This window comes from Albimonas pacifica (genome assembly GCF_900113695.1).
Classification (GTDB): Bacteria; Pseudomonadota; Alphaproteobacteria; order Rhodobacterales; family Rhodobacteraceae; genus Albimonas; species Albimonas pacifica.
In genome coordinates, this window is the sequence record NZ_FOQH01000018.1 from 16883 (window position 1) to 31709 (window position 14827).

At 69.8% G+C, this 14827-nt stretch carries 15 protein-coding genes; 9 read left to right on the forward strand and 6 right to left on the reverse strand.

Going from position 1 to position 14827, the window contains the following annotated elements; all coding sequences use genetic code 11:
- Positions 1-164: 164 nt before the first annotated feature.
- The 3 genes from BM064_RS25185 to BM064_RS25195 form a co-directional block, all read right to left on the reverse strand.
- Positions 165-1067, reverse strand: a complete 903-nt coding sequence (locus BM064_RS25185; RefSeq protein ID WP_092865900.1) for a methylated-DNA--[protein]-cysteine S-methyltransferase — start codon at positions 1065-1067, stop codon at positions 165-167.
- Positions 1068-1189: 122 nt separating this feature from the next.
- Positions 1190-2632 carry a UdgX family uracil-DNA binding protein gene (locus BM064_RS25190; RefSeq protein ID WP_092865903.1) on the reverse strand — a complete coding sequence of 481 codons (1443 nt, stop codon included), beginning with the start codon at positions 2630-2632 and terminating at the stop codon, positions 1190-1192.
- Positions 2632-3867 carry a putative DNA modification/repair radical SAM protein gene (locus BM064_RS25195; protein ID WP_092865936.1) on the reverse strand — a complete coding sequence of 412 codons (1236 nt, stop codon included), beginning with the start codon at positions 3865-3867 and terminating at the stop codon, positions 2632-2634. Before BM064_RS25195 ends, BM064_RS25190 begins: the two co-directional genes overlap by 1 nt.
- Before the next feature lie 138 nt (positions 3868-4005).
- Between BM064_RS25195 and nth the strand changes: the two genes are divergently transcribed.
- From nth to BM064_RS28225, 4 genes are all read left to right on the forward strand, one after another.
- Complete coding sequence (nth, locus tag BM064_RS25200) at positions 4006-4746, forward strand: endonuclease III (protein ID WP_092865906.1); 741 nt, start codon at positions 4006-4008, stop codon at positions 4744-4746.
- On the forward strand, positions 4743-5744 hold the full coding sequence (locus BM064_RS25205) for an adenosine kinase (RefSeq protein WP_092865909.1): 1002 nt from the start codon (positions 4743-4745) through the stop codon (positions 5742-5744). The genes nth and BM064_RS25205 overlap by 4 nt, the downstream gene beginning before the upstream one ends.
- A gap of 439 nt (positions 5745-6183) precedes the next feature.
- Positions 6184-7296 (forward strand): AI-2E family transporter, encoded by a 1113-nt coding sequence (locus BM064_RS25210; protein ID WP_143103456.1) that lies wholly within the window; start codon positions 6184-6186, stop codon positions 7294-7296.
- Positions 7297-7300: 4 nt separating this feature from the next.
- Positions 7301-7966 (forward strand): potassium channel family protein, encoded by a 666-nt coding sequence (locus tag BM064_RS28225; protein WP_092865915.1) that lies wholly within the window; start codon positions 7301-7303, stop codon positions 7964-7966.
- Here the strand turns inward: BM064_RS28225 and BM064_RS25220 are convergent.
- Together BM064_RS25220 and BM064_RS25225 are read right to left on the reverse strand one after the other, a co-directional pair.
- Positions 7935-9002 carry an FUSC family protein gene (locus BM064_RS25220; RefSeq protein ID WP_092865918.1) on the reverse strand — a complete coding sequence of 356 codons (1068 nt, stop codon included), beginning with the start codon at positions 9000-9002 and terminating at the stop codon, positions 7935-7937. The two genes, BM064_RS28225 and BM064_RS25220, sit on opposite strands and share 32 nt — an antisense overlap.
- Complete coding sequence (locus BM064_RS25225) at positions 8992-10155, reverse strand: HlyD family secretion protein (RefSeq protein WP_092865921.1); 1164 nt, start codon at positions 10153-10155, stop codon at positions 8992-8994. The genes BM064_RS25220 and BM064_RS25225 overlap by 11 nt, the downstream gene beginning before the upstream one ends.
- Before the next feature lie 640 nt (positions 10156-10795).
- Here BM064_RS25225 and BM064_RS25230 point away from each other — a divergent pair.
- The 5 genes from BM064_RS25230 to BM064_RS25240 all read left to right on the forward strand — a co-directional run bounded on the left by BM064_RS25230 (position 10796) and on the right by BM064_RS25240 (position 14174).
- Entirely contained in the window at positions 10796-11740 is a 945-nt protein-coding gene (locus tag BM064_RS25230) for a site-specific integrase (protein WP_143103457.1), read from the forward strand.
- A 279-nt stretch (positions 11741-12019) separates the two neighbouring features.
- Complete coding sequence (locus BM064_RS27185) at positions 12020-12355, forward strand: hypothetical protein (protein ID WP_143103458.1); 336 nt, start codon at positions 12020-12022, stop codon at positions 12353-12355.
- Positions 12352-12942 (forward strand): DUF6680 family protein, encoded by a 591-nt coding sequence (locus BM064_RS27190; protein ID WP_143103459.1) that lies wholly within the window; start codon positions 12352-12354, stop codon positions 12940-12942. Before BM064_RS27185 ends, BM064_RS27190 begins: the two co-directional genes overlap by 4 nt.
- Positions 12943-13332: 390 nt before the next feature.
- Positions 13333-13911 (forward strand): recombinase family protein, encoded by a 579-nt coding sequence (locus BM064_RS25235; RefSeq protein WP_092865927.1) that lies wholly within the window; start codon positions 13333-13335, stop codon positions 13909-13911.
- Positions 13908-14174, forward strand: a complete 267-nt coding sequence (locus BM064_RS25240; RefSeq protein ID WP_092865930.1) for a hypothetical protein — start codon at positions 13908-13910, stop codon at positions 14172-14174. Before BM064_RS25235 ends, BM064_RS25240 begins: the two co-directional genes overlap by 4 nt.
- A 336-nt stretch (positions 14175-14510) precedes the next feature.
- On the opposite strand, the gene BM064_RS25245 is transcribed toward BM064_RS25240, so the two are convergent.
- Positions 14511-14827, reverse strand: a 317-nt coding sequence (locus BM064_RS25245) for a plasmid pRiA4b ORF-3 family protein (protein WP_143103460.1), incomplete at its 5' end; no start/stop codon positions are given.

Sequence of the window (14827 nt, forward strand, 5' to 3'; positions counted from 1 at the left end):
CATCCGCGATGGACGGCTCCGGAGAACAGGCTCTCACGGCGGCGCCTGGGGCGCGGAGGCCTGTGGCGGGCGTCGTGCCGCCACGCCCGCCGCAGGGCGTCCGGGGCCGGTCGTGGGACAGGGGCGGGCGTCGCGGCGTCGGTTCCGGCGGCGGGGGGGGCGGGTCAGGCGGCGTCGCGGCCGGTTTCGAGCGCCGCCGTCTCCCAGGCCAGCATCGCCCGCTTCACGCCCAGACCCCAGTGGTAGCCGCCGAGCGCGCCGCCCTTGCGCAGGGCGCGGTGGCAGGGGATCAGCCAGCTGAGCGGGTTCTTGCCGACCGCCGTGCCCACCGCCCGCACCGCGCCGGGATTGCCGATCGCCCGCGCGAGGTCCGAGTAGGTGGTCACGTGCCCCGTGGGCACCGCCAGCAGCGCCTCCCACACCTTCAGCTGGAAGGGGGCGCCGATCACCTGCAGCGGCGCCGTCCCCTTGCGCTGGAAGGCGGCGTCGAGCCAGGGGGCGAGGGCCCCGGCGTCCTCGACCAGCGTGGCCCTGGGCCAGCGGGAGGCCATGTCGGCGAAGGCGGTCCCGCGGCCCACCTCCGCCGTGAAGGCGAGGCCGGTCAGGCCGCGGTCGCCGCCGAAGGCCAGCGCCTCGCCGAAGGGGCTGTCGAAGAGGCCCCAGCGCAGGGTCAGGCCCTCGGCCCCGCGGGCGTATTCGCCGGGCGTCATCGCCTCCCACCGCACGAAGAGGTCGTGCAGCCGCCCGGGGCTGGAGAGGCCCGTCGCATAGGTCGCGTCCAGCACCGTGTGCCGTTCGCGCAGCAGGGCGCGGGCGTGGTCGAGCGTCAGCCACTGCAGGTAGCGCTTGGGGCTGACCCCGACCCAGCGGGTGAACAGCTTCTGGAAATGCGCCGGCGACAGGCCCATCCGCGCCGCCAGCGTCTCCAGCGAGGGGTGGTCGGCGGCCTGGTCCTCGATCAGCTCGATGGCCGCGGCCATCAGCTCGTAGGTGAAGCGGTCGGCGGACTCGGGCCGCTCGAACCGGTCGGCGGCGGCGGGGAGGGCGGTCTCGATCGCGACGGTCATGGCGTGTCTCCTGATCTGCCGCCCAACCTAGCCGGGCCCGCGCCCGCGACCCACCCGAATCCTGCGGGGGCCGCCGAGGCGCGGCAACCGGCCCGGGGGCCTGCGCGGGCGCGCAGGAGGGTTCAGACCGCGATCCGTCGCACGGCGAGGCGCAGGTCGTCGGCGAAGCGGGCGGTCTCGTTCTCGCGCTGCGCGGGATCGGGCAGGCGCAGGATCCAGCTGGGGTGCACCGTCACCAGCAGGGGGGCGCCGTCGGAGGTCGTCTCGAACCCGCCGCGGCGCTTGAGCAGCGCCCGGCGGTCGCCGGTCAGGCTCTCGAGGGCCGTGGCGCCCATCGCGACGATCAGGCGGGGCGAGACGATCTCCCGCTCCAGCTCCAGCCACCAGCGGCAATGCTGGATCTCGCCCGAGTCCGGGTTCTGGTGCAGGCGCCGCTTGCCGCGGGGCTGGAACTTGAAGTGCTTGACCGCGTTGGTGATCCAGGCGCGGGAGCGGTCGAGGCCGGCGGCTTCCGCGGCCCGGTCGAAGAGCTGGCCGGCGGGGCCGACGAAGGGGCGGCCGGTCAGATCCTCGCGATCGCCGGGCGCCTCGCCGACCAGCATCAGGGGGGCGTCGGGCGGGCCCTCGCCGGGGACGGGCTGGGTGGCGTCCTCCCACAGCGGGCAGCGGCGGCAGCTCTCCAGCGCCTTCGCCAGGGCGGGGAGGGTTGAGGGGCGCTCGGCGGGGGGCGGAGGCGCTTCGGGCTTGGCCAGGCGCTCGCGGATGCGGGCGGCGCGGGCGGGGGCGAGGGTGGGGGCGGCCTCGGCCATCTCGCGGGCGCGGGCCTGGGCGCCGGCGATCATCTCGGGGATCAGGGCGGCCTCGGGCAGGTTGCGCCAGTATTTCTTGGGCATCTCCGCCTGCATCGCCTTCGGCTTCAGGCGGGCGGGGTTGAAGATCGAGCGGAAATAGGTGCGCCACAGGTCCTCGGTCGCGTCGGGGGCGATCTCGGGGCGGGGCGGCGGGTCGGCGAAGCGCAGGGCGCCGGCCTCGAAATGGGCGGCGAGCGTGGGGGTGAAGATCGACCAGTCCATGTCGCCGAAGCGCCTGGCGAAGAACGGGGCCGTGGGCTCCAGCGTGAAGTGCGAGGGTTCGAACCAGGCGGCGAAGCGGCGGCGGGAGGAATGCGCCTCGATCTCGCGGAAGCGGACGAAGGCGGTCATCTTGTGGCGGTCGCGGCGGACCTCCCTGGCCATGCGCTCGAGCCGCGCCAGCGCGGGGTCGCCGCGGTCGGACATCAGCCCGCGCTCGGCCGGCAGGCGCCACAGCAGGGCGTAGAGGCGCGCGAACCGCTCGGGGTCGCTGTGCCAGACGGCACAGTCGGCGAGCTGCACGAAGGCCTGCGGAACGGTGATCGCGGCCGACGCCTCCGGCAGGGGCGCTGAGGGGGCGGCGAAGAGGTCGGGGGCGGGGTCGCCGAGGCTCCAGGAGACCGCTTCGGGCGGCACGCGGGCGGAGAGCAGGGCGCGCGCCTCGGCCCGCCAGGCTTTGGATGTGCCGATGCGGGGCAGGGCGATGGCGCGCATCACAGCAGGGAGAGCTGTTCCGGCGGCGGGGCGAAGCGGGCGCGCAGGTTCTCCTCGTCCGCCAGCGCCCGGGGGCGCCAGTCGAGCAGGGTGATGAACGGACGCGCGTGCCTGAGGTTGGCGCCCATGCGCTGCAGGTCCTCCCACCGCAGGGTGCGGTGGCGGCGGGTGGCGAGCACCCGGCCCACGGTCTTGGTCCCCAGGCCGGGGATGCGCAGCAGCGTCTCGCGGTCGGCGCGGTTCACGTCCACCGGGAACAGGTGGCGATTGGCGAGCGCCCAGGCGAGCTTGGGGTCCACCGCCAGGTCGAGGTTGCCGCCGGGGGCGGCGGACGCGATCTCCTTCACGTCGAAGCCGTAGAAGCGCAGCAGCCAGTCGGCCTGGTAGAGGCGATGCTCCCGCATCAGGGGCGGTTTCACCAACGGCAGCGCGGCCGAAGAGTCCGGGATCGGCGAAAAGGCCGAGTAATAGACCCGCTTCAGCCCGTAGCCCGCATAGAGCCGGGTCGAGGTGGTCAGGATCGTCGCGTCGGTCGCCCCGTCCGCCCCCACGATCATCTGCGTGGACTGGCCGGCGGGGGCGAACTTCGGCCCGCGGCGGCCGGTGTGGGTTTTCTCCGATCTCGCCTCCTTGGTCGCGCGCACATGGGCCATGGCGCGGCGGATCCGCTGGGGGGATTTCTCCGGCGCATAGGCGGCGACGGAGGGGTCGGTCGGCAACTCCACGTTGATCGACAGGCGGTCGGCGTAGAGGCCGGCCTCCTCCACCAGCAGCGGGTCGGCGTCGGGAATGGTCTTGAGGTGCACGTAGCCGCGGAAGCCGTGCTCGCGGCGCAGGCTGCGGGCGATGCGGACCATGTCGGCCATGGTCTCGTCCGGGCTGCGGATGATGCCCGAGGAGAGGAACAGCCCCTCGATATAGTTGCGCCGGTAGAACTCCAGCGTCAGCGAGACGACTTCCTCGGGGGTGAACCTCGCCCGCTCCACGTTCGAGCTGACCCGGTTCACGCAATAGGCGCAGTCGTAGATGCAGAAGTTGGTCATCAGGATCTTGAGCAGGCTGATGCACCGCCCGTCCGGCGCGTAGGCGTGGCAGATGCCCGAGCCGGTGGTCGAGCCGATCCCCTTCCCGTCGCGCGAATCCCGCCGCTGCCCTCCGCTGGAGGCGCAGGAGGCGTCGTATTTCGCTGCGTCCGACAGGATCGCCAGCTTCTGGTCGAGGGAGAGTCGCGCCATGGCGTTCATCATATGTTCGCATCCTCGCGGCCACAACGGCAGGCGTGGAACGAAACATGAAAATCTTCTCCGGCAGGCGGCGCAGCGCCGCGCCGGCGCCGCTTGCCCCCTGCCGCCCTGCGGGGCAAGGTGCCGGCCATGACCGCAGCCCAGCTCCCCTACCGCTCCATGAAGGAGATCTTCCGCCGCTTCCACGAGGAATGCGCGGAGCCGAAGGGCGAGCTCGAGCATGTCAACGCCTTCACCCTGCTGGTCGCCGTGGCGCTGTCCGCGCAGGCCACCGACAAGGGGGTCAACAAGGCCACCCGCGCGCTGTTCCAGGTCGCCGACACGCCGCAGAAGATGCTGGCGCTGGGCGAGGAGGGGCTGATCGCGCACATCAAGACCATCGGCCTGTTCCGCAACAAGGCGAAGAACGTCCTGAAGCTCTCCCAGCGCCTGATCGAGGATTTCGACGGCGAGGTCCCCTCCTCCCGCGCCGCGCTCGAGAGCCTGCCGGGCGTGGGCCGCAAGACCGCGAACGTGGTGCTGAACATGTGGTTCGGCCAACCGGCGCAGGCGGTGGACACCCACATCTTCCGGGTCGGCAACCGCGCCGGCATCGCGCCGGGCAAGGACGTGACGGCGGTGGAGCGCGCGATCGAGGACAACGTGCCGGCCGAATACCAGCGCCATGCGCATCACTGGCTGATCCTGCACGGGCGCTACGTCTGCACGGCGCGCAAGCCGAACTGCCCGACCTGCCTGATCCGCGACCTCTGCGCCTGGGACGAGAAGATCCCCGACGCCGCCCTGCCGGGGGCCCCCGCGCCGGCCGCGGCCCCGAAGACGCCCCGCGCGAAACGCGCCAAGACCCCGCCTCCTGAGGAGACCGCATGAGCGAGAAACGCTTCGACGTCGTCGGCATCGGCAACGCCATGGTGGACGTGCTCGGCCGCGTCACCGACGAGTTCCTCGTCGAGAACGGCGTCGGCAAGGGCGTGATGACCCTGATCGACGCCGAGCGCGCCATCGAGCTCTATTCCAAGATGGGCCCAGCGCAGGAGATCTCGGGCGGCTCGGCGGCGAACACCATCGCGGGGCTGGGGATGCTGGGCGCGAAGGCGGCCTACGTGGGCAAGATCAAGGACGACCAGCTCGGCGCGATCTTCGCCCACGACATCCGCTCGCTCGGCGTCGCCTTCGACACGCCGATGACGCCGCGCGACCGGCTCGACGAGGAGACCGGGCGCTGCATGGTGCTGGTCTCCCCCGACGGCGAGCGGTCGATGAACACCTATCTCGGCGTCTCCGCCGACCTCGGGCCCGACGACATCGACGAGGGTCTGATGGCCGACACGCGGTGGATCTACCTCGAGGGCTACCGCTTCGACGGGATGGAGAGCCAGGAGGCCTTCCGCAAGGCCGTCGCCGCGACCAAGGCGGCGGGGGGCAAGGTCTCGATCACCCTCTCCGACCCGTTCTGCATCGAGCGGCACCGCGACGCCTTCCGCAGGATGGTGGTCGAGGAGGTCGACCTGCTGTTCGCCAACGAGCACGAGCTGGTCAGCCTCTACCAGACCTCCACGCTGGAGGACGCGATGGACGAGGCCCGCAAGGAGGTCGAGATCGTGGCCTGCACCGTCGGCCCCTCGGGCGCCTACGTGCTGAAGGGCGAGCGGACGGTGCACGCGCCGGCCGCCCCGATGAAGCGGGTGGACGCCACGGGGGCGGGCGATCTCTTCGCCGCGGGCTTCCTTTACGGCCTGACGCGGCAGCGCAACCTGCTGACCTGCGGGACCATGGGCTGCGTCTGCGCGGGCGAGGTGATCTCCCACATCGGCGCGCGGCCGGAGGAGAACCTCAAGGACCTCTTCGCCCGCTTCGGCCTCGCCTGAGCGCAACGCCCCTCGGTCCGACCGCGGCCGGCAGCGGCGCGGGGGCGGATCCCGGCGTCCAGACCGGCGCGGCGACCCGGTCCCGATGGGGGCGACGCGCCCGCCGCCGGCCGCAGCGCGACAGGCCTGTCCGCGCGGGAAACTTCGGGGGCCGCGTCGCCTGACCTGCGGGGGGCCGCGGCGGCGAGGATGGCGGCGCGGATCGCGCCGGGCCGCCTGCGGCGGGGCCGATCCGCCGACGGACCCCGCGCCGCGGGCCGGGGCCGAGAGGCGCGCGGGCTCCGCCCGGCGGGGGACGGTTGCGGGGCGCGGCCGCGGGGGCGCGGCTCCTCGCCGGCGGCGCGCGGCCGGGGCATTTCGGCTTCCCCTGAGGCGCGAGCGGGGCGAAGATGGTCTCGCCTCCCGAGGGGTGGAGGCGCGTCCAGAAGGGACCTGTCCCATGTCGTTGCCCGACGATCCCGCCCGCCAGCGTGTGATCACGCTTTCCGTCGACGTCTTCGTCACCATCGGCATCCTCGCGCTGTTCATGGCGCTGAGCTTCACGCTGATCGCGCCCTTCGCCTCGATCCTGATCTGGTCGGTGATCCTGGCCGTGGCGCTGGCGCCGGCCTTCGACTGGATGAGCGCGAAGATGGGCGGCCGGCGCGGGCGCACCGCCACGGTCTTCGCGCTGCTGGGGCTGGTGATCATCATCGGCCCGACGGTGATGATCGTGAATTCGCTGATCGACTCGGTCGGCGAGATGGTCGCCCACCTCTCCGACGGCACCCTTCGTCTCCCGGCCCCGCCCGAGACCGTGCGCGACTGGCCGCTGATCGGGGCGCGGCTGTTCGAGACCTGGCAGGAGGCCTCGGTCGACCTGCTGGCGCTGTCGGCCCAGTATGCGCCCAAGCTGCGCGAGGTCGCGGCGACGCTGGCCGGCGCCGGCGCGGGGCTGATCGTGGGCGTGCTGCAGTTCGCGCTGTCGGTGATCTTCGCGGCCGTGTTCCTCGCCTGGGCCGCGCCGCTGGCCGAGGCGACGGGGCGCGTGGCGGGCCGGATCTCGGGCCGCGGACGGGCGATGACGGCGATGGCCTCGAAGACGATCCAGAACGTCTCGCGCGGGGTGATCGGGGTGGCGATCGTGCAGGGCGGGCTCGCGGCCGTGGGGATCATCGTGGCGGGGCTGCCGCTGGGCGGGATCCTCGCCGGCGCGGCGGTGATGGCCTGCGTGATCCAGATGCCGCCGCTGGTGATCATCCCGCTGATCATCCTCGACTGGGCGATCAACCCGACGCTGCACGCGGCGCTGTTCACGCTCTACATGGTCCCCGTGCTGTTCCTCGACAACGTGCTCAAGCCGATCCTGATGGCCCGCGGGCTGACCACGCCGATGGTGGTGATCATGATCGGCGTGATCGGCGGCACCCTATCGATGGGCCTGCTGGGCCTGTTCATCGGCCCCGTGATCCTCGCCCTGTTCTACGAGATGGTGACCACCTGGATCGCCTTCGAGGCCAAGGGCCTGGACCCGACCACCGGCGAGCCCGTGCCGCCCCATCCGGCGGAGTGAGCGCATGAGGGTCGGCCTCGCGCCCGCGGCCGAGCGCTGGCGCTACCGCTTCCTGCTGGCGCTGGCGGTCCTGCTGCTGCTGGGCCAGCCGCTCCTGCAGGGCGGCCCGGCGGGGGAGGCGGCGCTGGCCGCCCTCTTCGCCGCCACGGTGGCGGCGACGGGGATCGTGACCCGCTCGGCCAGCGTGGCGCGGCCGCTGAAGCTCGCGACCCCGCTGGCGTGGCTCGCGCTGCACCTGCTGGCGAAGGCCACCGGCTCGCCCGTGGCCGGGGGGCTCGCCTTCGTCGCCGTGCTCTGGCTCGCCGGGCAGACGCTGTGGCTGACGGTCGAGGCGCTGGTGCGCGAGCGCAAGGCCGACGGCGACGCGCTGGCGGGGGCGGTGTTCGGCTTCTTCATGCTCGCGCTGACCTGGGCGCAGCTCTACACCGCCGTGCTGATCCTGGACCCGGGCGCGATCTCGGTCCCCGGGGACGCCGTGCAGGGCTCGGACCTGGTCTATTTCAGCCTGGTGACGGTGACGACGCTGGGCTACGGCGACGTGCTGCCTGTCTCGCCCATGGCCCGCATCCTGGCGGCGACCGAGGCGGTGGTCGGCGCGCTCTACGTCGCGGTGCTGATCGGGCGGATCGTCTCGGACCTCAAGCCGGGCGGGCGGCCCTCCGGGTCGTGAGCCGGCGGGCGACGGGGGCCAGCACGCTGACCGCGGCGACGGTGTAGACCGCGCCGGCGAAGACCTGGCCCAGCCGCTCGGAGGCCGCGACCTCGTCGCCCCCCAGCGTCGGCGAGAGGGTCATGCCGTAGAGCGCGAGGAAGGTCACGAACCCCGGCAGCCAGACCTGCGCATGCAGGGGGCTCGCGGACATCCGCCAGGCGAAGGCGAGCGAGGCGGCGGCGACCATCGCCAGCGCCAGCGTCGCCTCGTCCTGCATCAGCGTCACGGCGTGGACGCCGGCCGCCGCCGCCCCGCCCGCGGCGGTGCCCGCGAGGCGGGCGAGCGAGTCGCGCAGCGAGGCCGCCACCCCCGGCTGGCGCAGCATCGCCGAGCAGGTGAACAGCACCGGCATCGCCGCCACCCCGCCGTCGGCGGTCAGCCACAGGTGCAGGGGCAGCATCGCCATCGTCGCCAGCGCCGCGCGGAAGGCGACGGGAACCGGGGCCGGGCCCCGCGGCTCGGCGAGGTCGTCGGCGGCCTCGGGCCCCGCGGCCGCGGCGGGCGGCGCCGGCGGGCCCGGCAGGACCGCGAAGGCGAGGTAGACCACCGCGCCGCCCGCCAGGATCGACATCGCCAGCGACAGCGCGAGCCCCGCCGCCGCCTCGGTCGAGGCGGCCGAGAGCGCCCCCACCACGATGGTCATGGTCAGCGCCATCGCCCCCAGCGGCCGGGTCCGGGGATGCATCGCCAGCGCGAAGCACCACAGGTAGAGCACCCCCATCCCCAGCGGATAGGCGCCGGGGATCGAGACGGTGAAGGCCGCGATCGTCCAGGCCACCAGCGACGAGACCGCCGCCGCCCCGAACAGCATGCCCAGCAGCTTCAGCCCCGGCGCCCGCGGCGCCATGGCCAGGATCTGCAGGGCGATCATCGGCGCCAGGATCGGCAGGTCCGCCCCCCGCAGCGCCTCGATCGCCAGCGCCGCGGTGACGGCGAGCGCGATGCGCAGGCCGCGGGCCTTCAGCCGGGCGCCCGCATCGGGGTCAGGAGACATAGGTCAGCAGGGCGATCAGCCGGATCCGCGCCCAGGCGATGGCGTCCATCACCGGGTTGTCGCCGGCGTAGACGATCACCGCCGCCCGGCTGCTGTAGCGCGCGCCCCGCGGAAGCTGCTCCATCTCGAAGCTGAGGATGACGGGGAAGCGCTGCGGGTCGGTCAGCCAGCCCTGCGCCACGGTGGACTGGGGCAGGCCGGTGGCGGGGTCCACGGCCTCGCCCGCCACGCCCCAGCCGACCGAGCGCACGGTCGCCCGGAACACCTGGCCGGGGAGCGCGTCGAGCACCACCTCCGCCGACTGGCCCTGCGAGAGCACGCCCAGGCTGTTCTCGCGCATCGCCGCGCGCAGCCAGATGTCCTCGGCCGAGATGAAGGTCATCGAGGCGGCGCCCGCCGTCACCGTCTGCCCCACCGCGAGCTGCAGGTTGGTCACCACCCCCCGCGCCGGCGCGGTCATCGCGGTCCGCGCGAGGTTGTAGCGGGCCGTCTCCAGCGCCGCGAGCGCCTCCTGCACGGCGGGGTTGTTCTCGCCCTCCGGGCCGAGCTGCTCCTGCGCGCGGCGCAGGTCGGCGGCGGCGGCGGAGACGGCGGCCTCGGATTCGTCGATGGCCGCGACCGCGTCGTCCTCGCGGGCCTGGGCGTAGACGCCCTTGCGCACCAGCTCCAGCACGCGCTCGGTCTGGGCGCGGACGTTGGCGGCGTTGGCGCGCGCGCGCTCGAGCTGGGCCTGGGCCGCGTCGACCGCGGCGGTGTTGGCGCCGACGGCCTGGCCCGCCTGCTCCAGCCGGGCCTGGGCCTGGTCCACGGCGATCTGGAAGGGCTCGGGGTCGATGGCGAAGAGCTCGTCGCCCGCCTCCACCACCTCGTTGTCCACGACGCCCACGCGGGCCACGTGGCCGGTGACCTCGGGCGCCACCCGCAGCACGAAGGCCTGCACCCGCGCGTCGCCCGAGAAGGGCGTGGTCCGGTCGGCGATCACGTAATAGACGAAGAGCAGCACCGCGACGCCGAGCGCCCAGAGCGTCGCCCGGCGCAGCCCCGCCAGCCCGTCGCGCGCTCCGCCCGCGCCAGGCGCCGCGTCCGGCCCGGTCGTGGCCCCGGTGGAGCTCTCCTGCGGTCCGGCCGGCCCGGTGTCGATCGTGTCCGCCATGCCTCTCCCCTCCGCTGCGCCCGCCCGCGAAGCTTAGCCGAGCCGCCTGCCCGCGCAACCGTCGCGGCAAGCGGCGGGAGCGCCACCCGCCTCCTGCGGGCGCCTGGCGCGACGCCGGCCGCAAGCGGGTCGAGGCCCACGCGCGGCGCGCGAAGGCGACCTGGGGGCCGGGTCGGCCGGGGAGCTGGAAGGGGAGTGGTACGCCCTACGGGAGGGGAATCCTGCTTGGAGCATCTCCTTGAAGGCATTGACATGCCTTGGGAAGTTTGGGAGCTCTGCAACAGAAACTGCCACACATTCTCTTTCGATGCCGATGCGTACAAAGAACCATCATCTCCTGAAGCGGGGACGACGCTGGTACCTCCGCTACGACATCCCCAAGCGGGTTGCTCACTGCTACTCAGAGCGTCGTAGCCGTACGATCTACGAGGCGCTCCACATCACTGACGAGGTACTGGCGCGGAGCCTTAGGGACAAACGGCTGAGGGAGCTTGAGCGAGAGTGGCTGTTGTTGGGACAGCAGGGCCGGGCACAGTTCCGACCCTCTCGGGCGCAAAGCGATGCGACGTCTTCCGAAGTCGAACCAAGGACGCGGGAAGCGCTGCTCGACCGGCTCCGCGAGGAGGGGCAAGAAGAGGCTTTGAGCTACCTCGACGTTCCCCTTTCGGACGCCAGTCAAGAGGATGTCGGATACGCGCAGGAGCGCTTTGCCGCGACTGAACGGGGCCGGGAGTTGCTGCGTCGGATCGAGGTTGCTCAGGGTCGTCAAACGCCCCTAGGGCCCTTGTGCGACGAGTGGTTGGCCTCAAAGAACCCAACCGCAAGTGTCATGTATGATTATCGAAAGGCACTTGCTCTTCTCTGCGAGCGCTTTTCGACCATCGAGGAAGTGGACCACTTGGCGGCGCGCCGGTTCCTTGCAGAGCTGTTAAAGACTCTTAACCGCTCGACGGTGCAAAAGTACACGACAGCCTACCGGGGTGTCTGGGGCCTCAAGGGGCTCCGCACCGATCAGTGGCCTTTGCGCGGACTCGACTCCTTCGTGCAGAGCACTCAGCGAGCGACATGGTCGGATGACGAGTATCTGAGGCTGCTCAAGGGGGCTGCCGAGAAGGGTAACCGTCAGCTTTGGCTCGCAATCCGCATCGCTGCCTACACGGGCGCGGCTGCTCAAGGTGTTTCAGGCGTCGAGTTGGTGGAGGATAAGCGCGACCGCGTCAGCATCTATCTGCCAGAGACCAAGCAGAGGCGCCGCGCACGACTCATCCCTTGCCATGAGACCATCGTTGAGGATGTGCGCGAGTGGGAAGCCTGTCGACTGGCACCACAGCCACTGAGCAAGCGGTTCGGCCGCCTCAAGACGGATCTCGGGTTCGGCCGCGAGAAAGTCCTGCACGGCTTCCGACACTCAGTCGTCAACCGCTTGGAGCGGGCTCAGGTGCGGGGCGTCGTCATCAAGCGCCTGGTTGGGCACAAGCTGAACGACATCACCTTCGACACCTACTCGGCCGACGGCCCCGGATATGATGTCTTGCGGGAAGCGGTCAGCGCCGTTCGGTGGCCGGCCCCACCCGCTTGGAGATGATAGGGGTTTCTCTCAAGCCCCACTGTCATTCGAGCGGAGGTTACAGCGCTTCGCGGCCCTGCCTTCCAGGTGCACGTTCGGTCGGCGCATATTCGTCTCCCGAGACGCTCCGGAACCAACGGCGACTTTGTCCCGCTTACTTGCGTCAGAACCGCGTAATGATCCGCAATCAAGCGTCTACCTGCCGGGCTAGATGCATGGCCTCGCTGGGCGATTGCGGGTGCAGCCATCGTCGTCTAGGTTGGGTCTAGGCAGCAGTAATCGCGGGCGGGCGCGCGCATGGACGGTTTCTATGCAATGTATTATACGGGTGCGGCTGGCTTCGGTCATGCTGTATTTGTTCTTAGCGACGGCATCTTGAGTGGCGCGGACGCCACCGGCGGCATTCTTAACGGAACTTATTCAATAACTACCTCGGGAAGCGTAGACGTCGATGCGCACCTCTCGGTCCCCGCCGGAACAACCCTCGTGACCGGGCAGAATATACCCAATGATTTCGTGATGGATATAAATACATCACTGCCCCGAGATTTCGCTGATGGCAGAGTTGTTTCAGTCACGACATCCATGGGGCCGGTGAATGTAGTCTTCAAAATGCTGAGAGCACTTCCATGAATGGCGAGGGCGTCGACTCCATGGCCGCCGCGACATTGATCGCTGTCCTTGTCGGGCCTGTACTGGCCGTTTTAGTGACCCGATTGATTGACCAACGGAGAGAGGTGCGAGCTCGCCGGATGGACGTGTTCAGGACGCTTATGCGCACCCGAAAGCTTCCAGTACACTTCGATCATGTAGGCGCCCTTAATCTTGTGGAGGTCGAATTTGCTGACAAGAAGCAAGTTATCTCGGCATGGAAGGATTACCTGAAAAGCCTCAGCGAGAGACTGGCATCTAACGCCAGCGAAGAAGAGCATGAAGGATTGCGCCGAAGACGGGATTCTGGACTCACCAAGTTAATCTACGAGATATCGAAAGTCCTTAATTTTAAGGTAGAGCAACTAGACATACTGGAAGGCAACTACATGCCTCAGGTATGGGATGATGACGACTGGGAACAAAGAATGGTGCGGAGGTCGCTCAGGGCCGTGCTAGATGGTCAGCGCCCCGTTTTGTTCCAGCACTACTCACCTCAGGCGGGCCTAGGGCCATATCCACCCGCCCCAAAGGGGGGCGAACAGAAAAGCGGCGACGCCAGCGCCTAGCCCAGATCCCCGACCGCATCGACGCGTGAGTAGATTTTGACAAAGCAAAGATAGTCCAAAAGAGTTTCAGGCGCTAGGCGAAGGGCATTACAGGTATCCTTGCTGATACTTGGCAGTGCAAAAAACAGGGGCCCCCTATCGCCCCTGCAAGCATCAGATTGGTGTGACGTTGCTGCCTTCTGCCCAAGCAACGATGCGCTGCCAGTTTCGCGTAGAGTGGACCTATGCGCCAATAGACCATGCCCCTGCGGGGCGGCGTCGCCGATGCCGAAAAGTGCCCCACAAGGGTTGCGCTCAGGATTCTGGGGCAATAGGTCCTCAGTGTCTAAGGCTCTTGTGGGGCAATTGGAGGCTGAAGTCATGGCGCGAAGCGCACCAGAGGCAACTGGCGTGTTAGTCGGGTATGCGCGGACATCGACTCTGGATCAGAAGGCCAGCCTTGAGGGCCAGGTCCGAGAGCTTGGGGCGGCTGGGTGTCGACGCATCTTCAAGGAGCAGGTGTCGTCCGTGGACGTGGTCGCCCGTGAACGGTTGCGGGAGGCGCTTGACTTCATTCGTGAAGGCGACCGGCTGGTGGTGACCAAGCTCGACCGTCTTGCGCGCTCCGTCGCTCACCTGCTCGAGATCGTCGAGGCCTTGAGGGCCAAGGGCGCTGGGCTGGTGGTGCTGGATATGGGCGTCGACACTCAGAGCACGACAGGGCGGCTGATGCTGAACATGCTGGGGGCTGTCGCCCAGTTCGAGCGGGAGATCATGCTTGAGCGACAGCGAGAGGGCATCGCGAAGGCCAAGGCCGCCGGAAAGTACAAGGGCCGGAAGCCGACGGCGCGCGCCAAGGCGGACGACGTGCGCGCTCTGAGAGACGAAGGCGTTGGCGTCACCGAGATCGCTCGGCGCATGGGGATTGGCCGCTCCTCCGTCTATCGCATCCTCGAGAACGACAACCCCGACGAAGGAGAGCGCAAATGAGTGTCGTCGCCTTCACGCCCCGCGAGAACTCCCCGCGGATGGTCCGACAGGCGGTCGCTGAGGCCTCTGCTCGCTTCCCTGAATGGACGATTGAGCCGGTGGAAGCCGATGACGGAGCCTTGAGCGTGGCCGCAGAGTCCGAGAGGGGAGCCTTCGTCGCCTTCCACCCCGCAGGGTCGCGCTGGGCGCGGGTCGACCTGGAGGGGAGGGCCGATGGCGTCTTCCCGTCTCTTGCGGATGCGTTCGCGGCTTCCTTCCGCTGATCCTCAGGGAGCGAAGGGAGGGCGATCGGGATAAGGGCGACCCGTCATACGAGGGCGACCCCCTCCCCCCTCTCTCGTGTGCGGCGCTGGGCGGAGCGATGATGCTTCTTCCGGCGTCGGGCCCGACCGGGGGCATGGGGGGAATCTCAGATCGCGCGAGGGGGTAGATAAGGCCGTAGATCGCCAGCCCAATTTTCGAAAGGGCATGTCCGCAAAGCGTGTTGGTCCGCTTCGAGCCCTTTCCGGACATGTGATTGCGATGCGGCGCCAAGCGACATGGGCGGGTTTCGGAAGTTCGCTGCGCCTTGGATGAATGTAAGCGTCCGGTGGCGGCGCTCATTTCTTCCGCGGCTTCCACTTCTTGGCGAGTTTAAGAACTTCGAGGCGGAGTTCGTCGGCGTCAGGGACGTGCGGATCGAACGGTCCGCCTGCCCATCGGATCATATTCTCATGCTCGGGATGGTTTGGATCACTGACTGCGTCGAGGAAGTCTTCGTATCCGGGAAGGCCGCCGACGTCCTCGGGCGGGCATCTGCCGATAATGTCGGTGAGCCGGGGGTATAGATTTCCGGGCGCCGGATCGCCGATGGTCTGTGCATCGATCCGATGAACCCAGTTGTCCCCGAAGTCGTAGATGTAGCGGATCGGCGCTG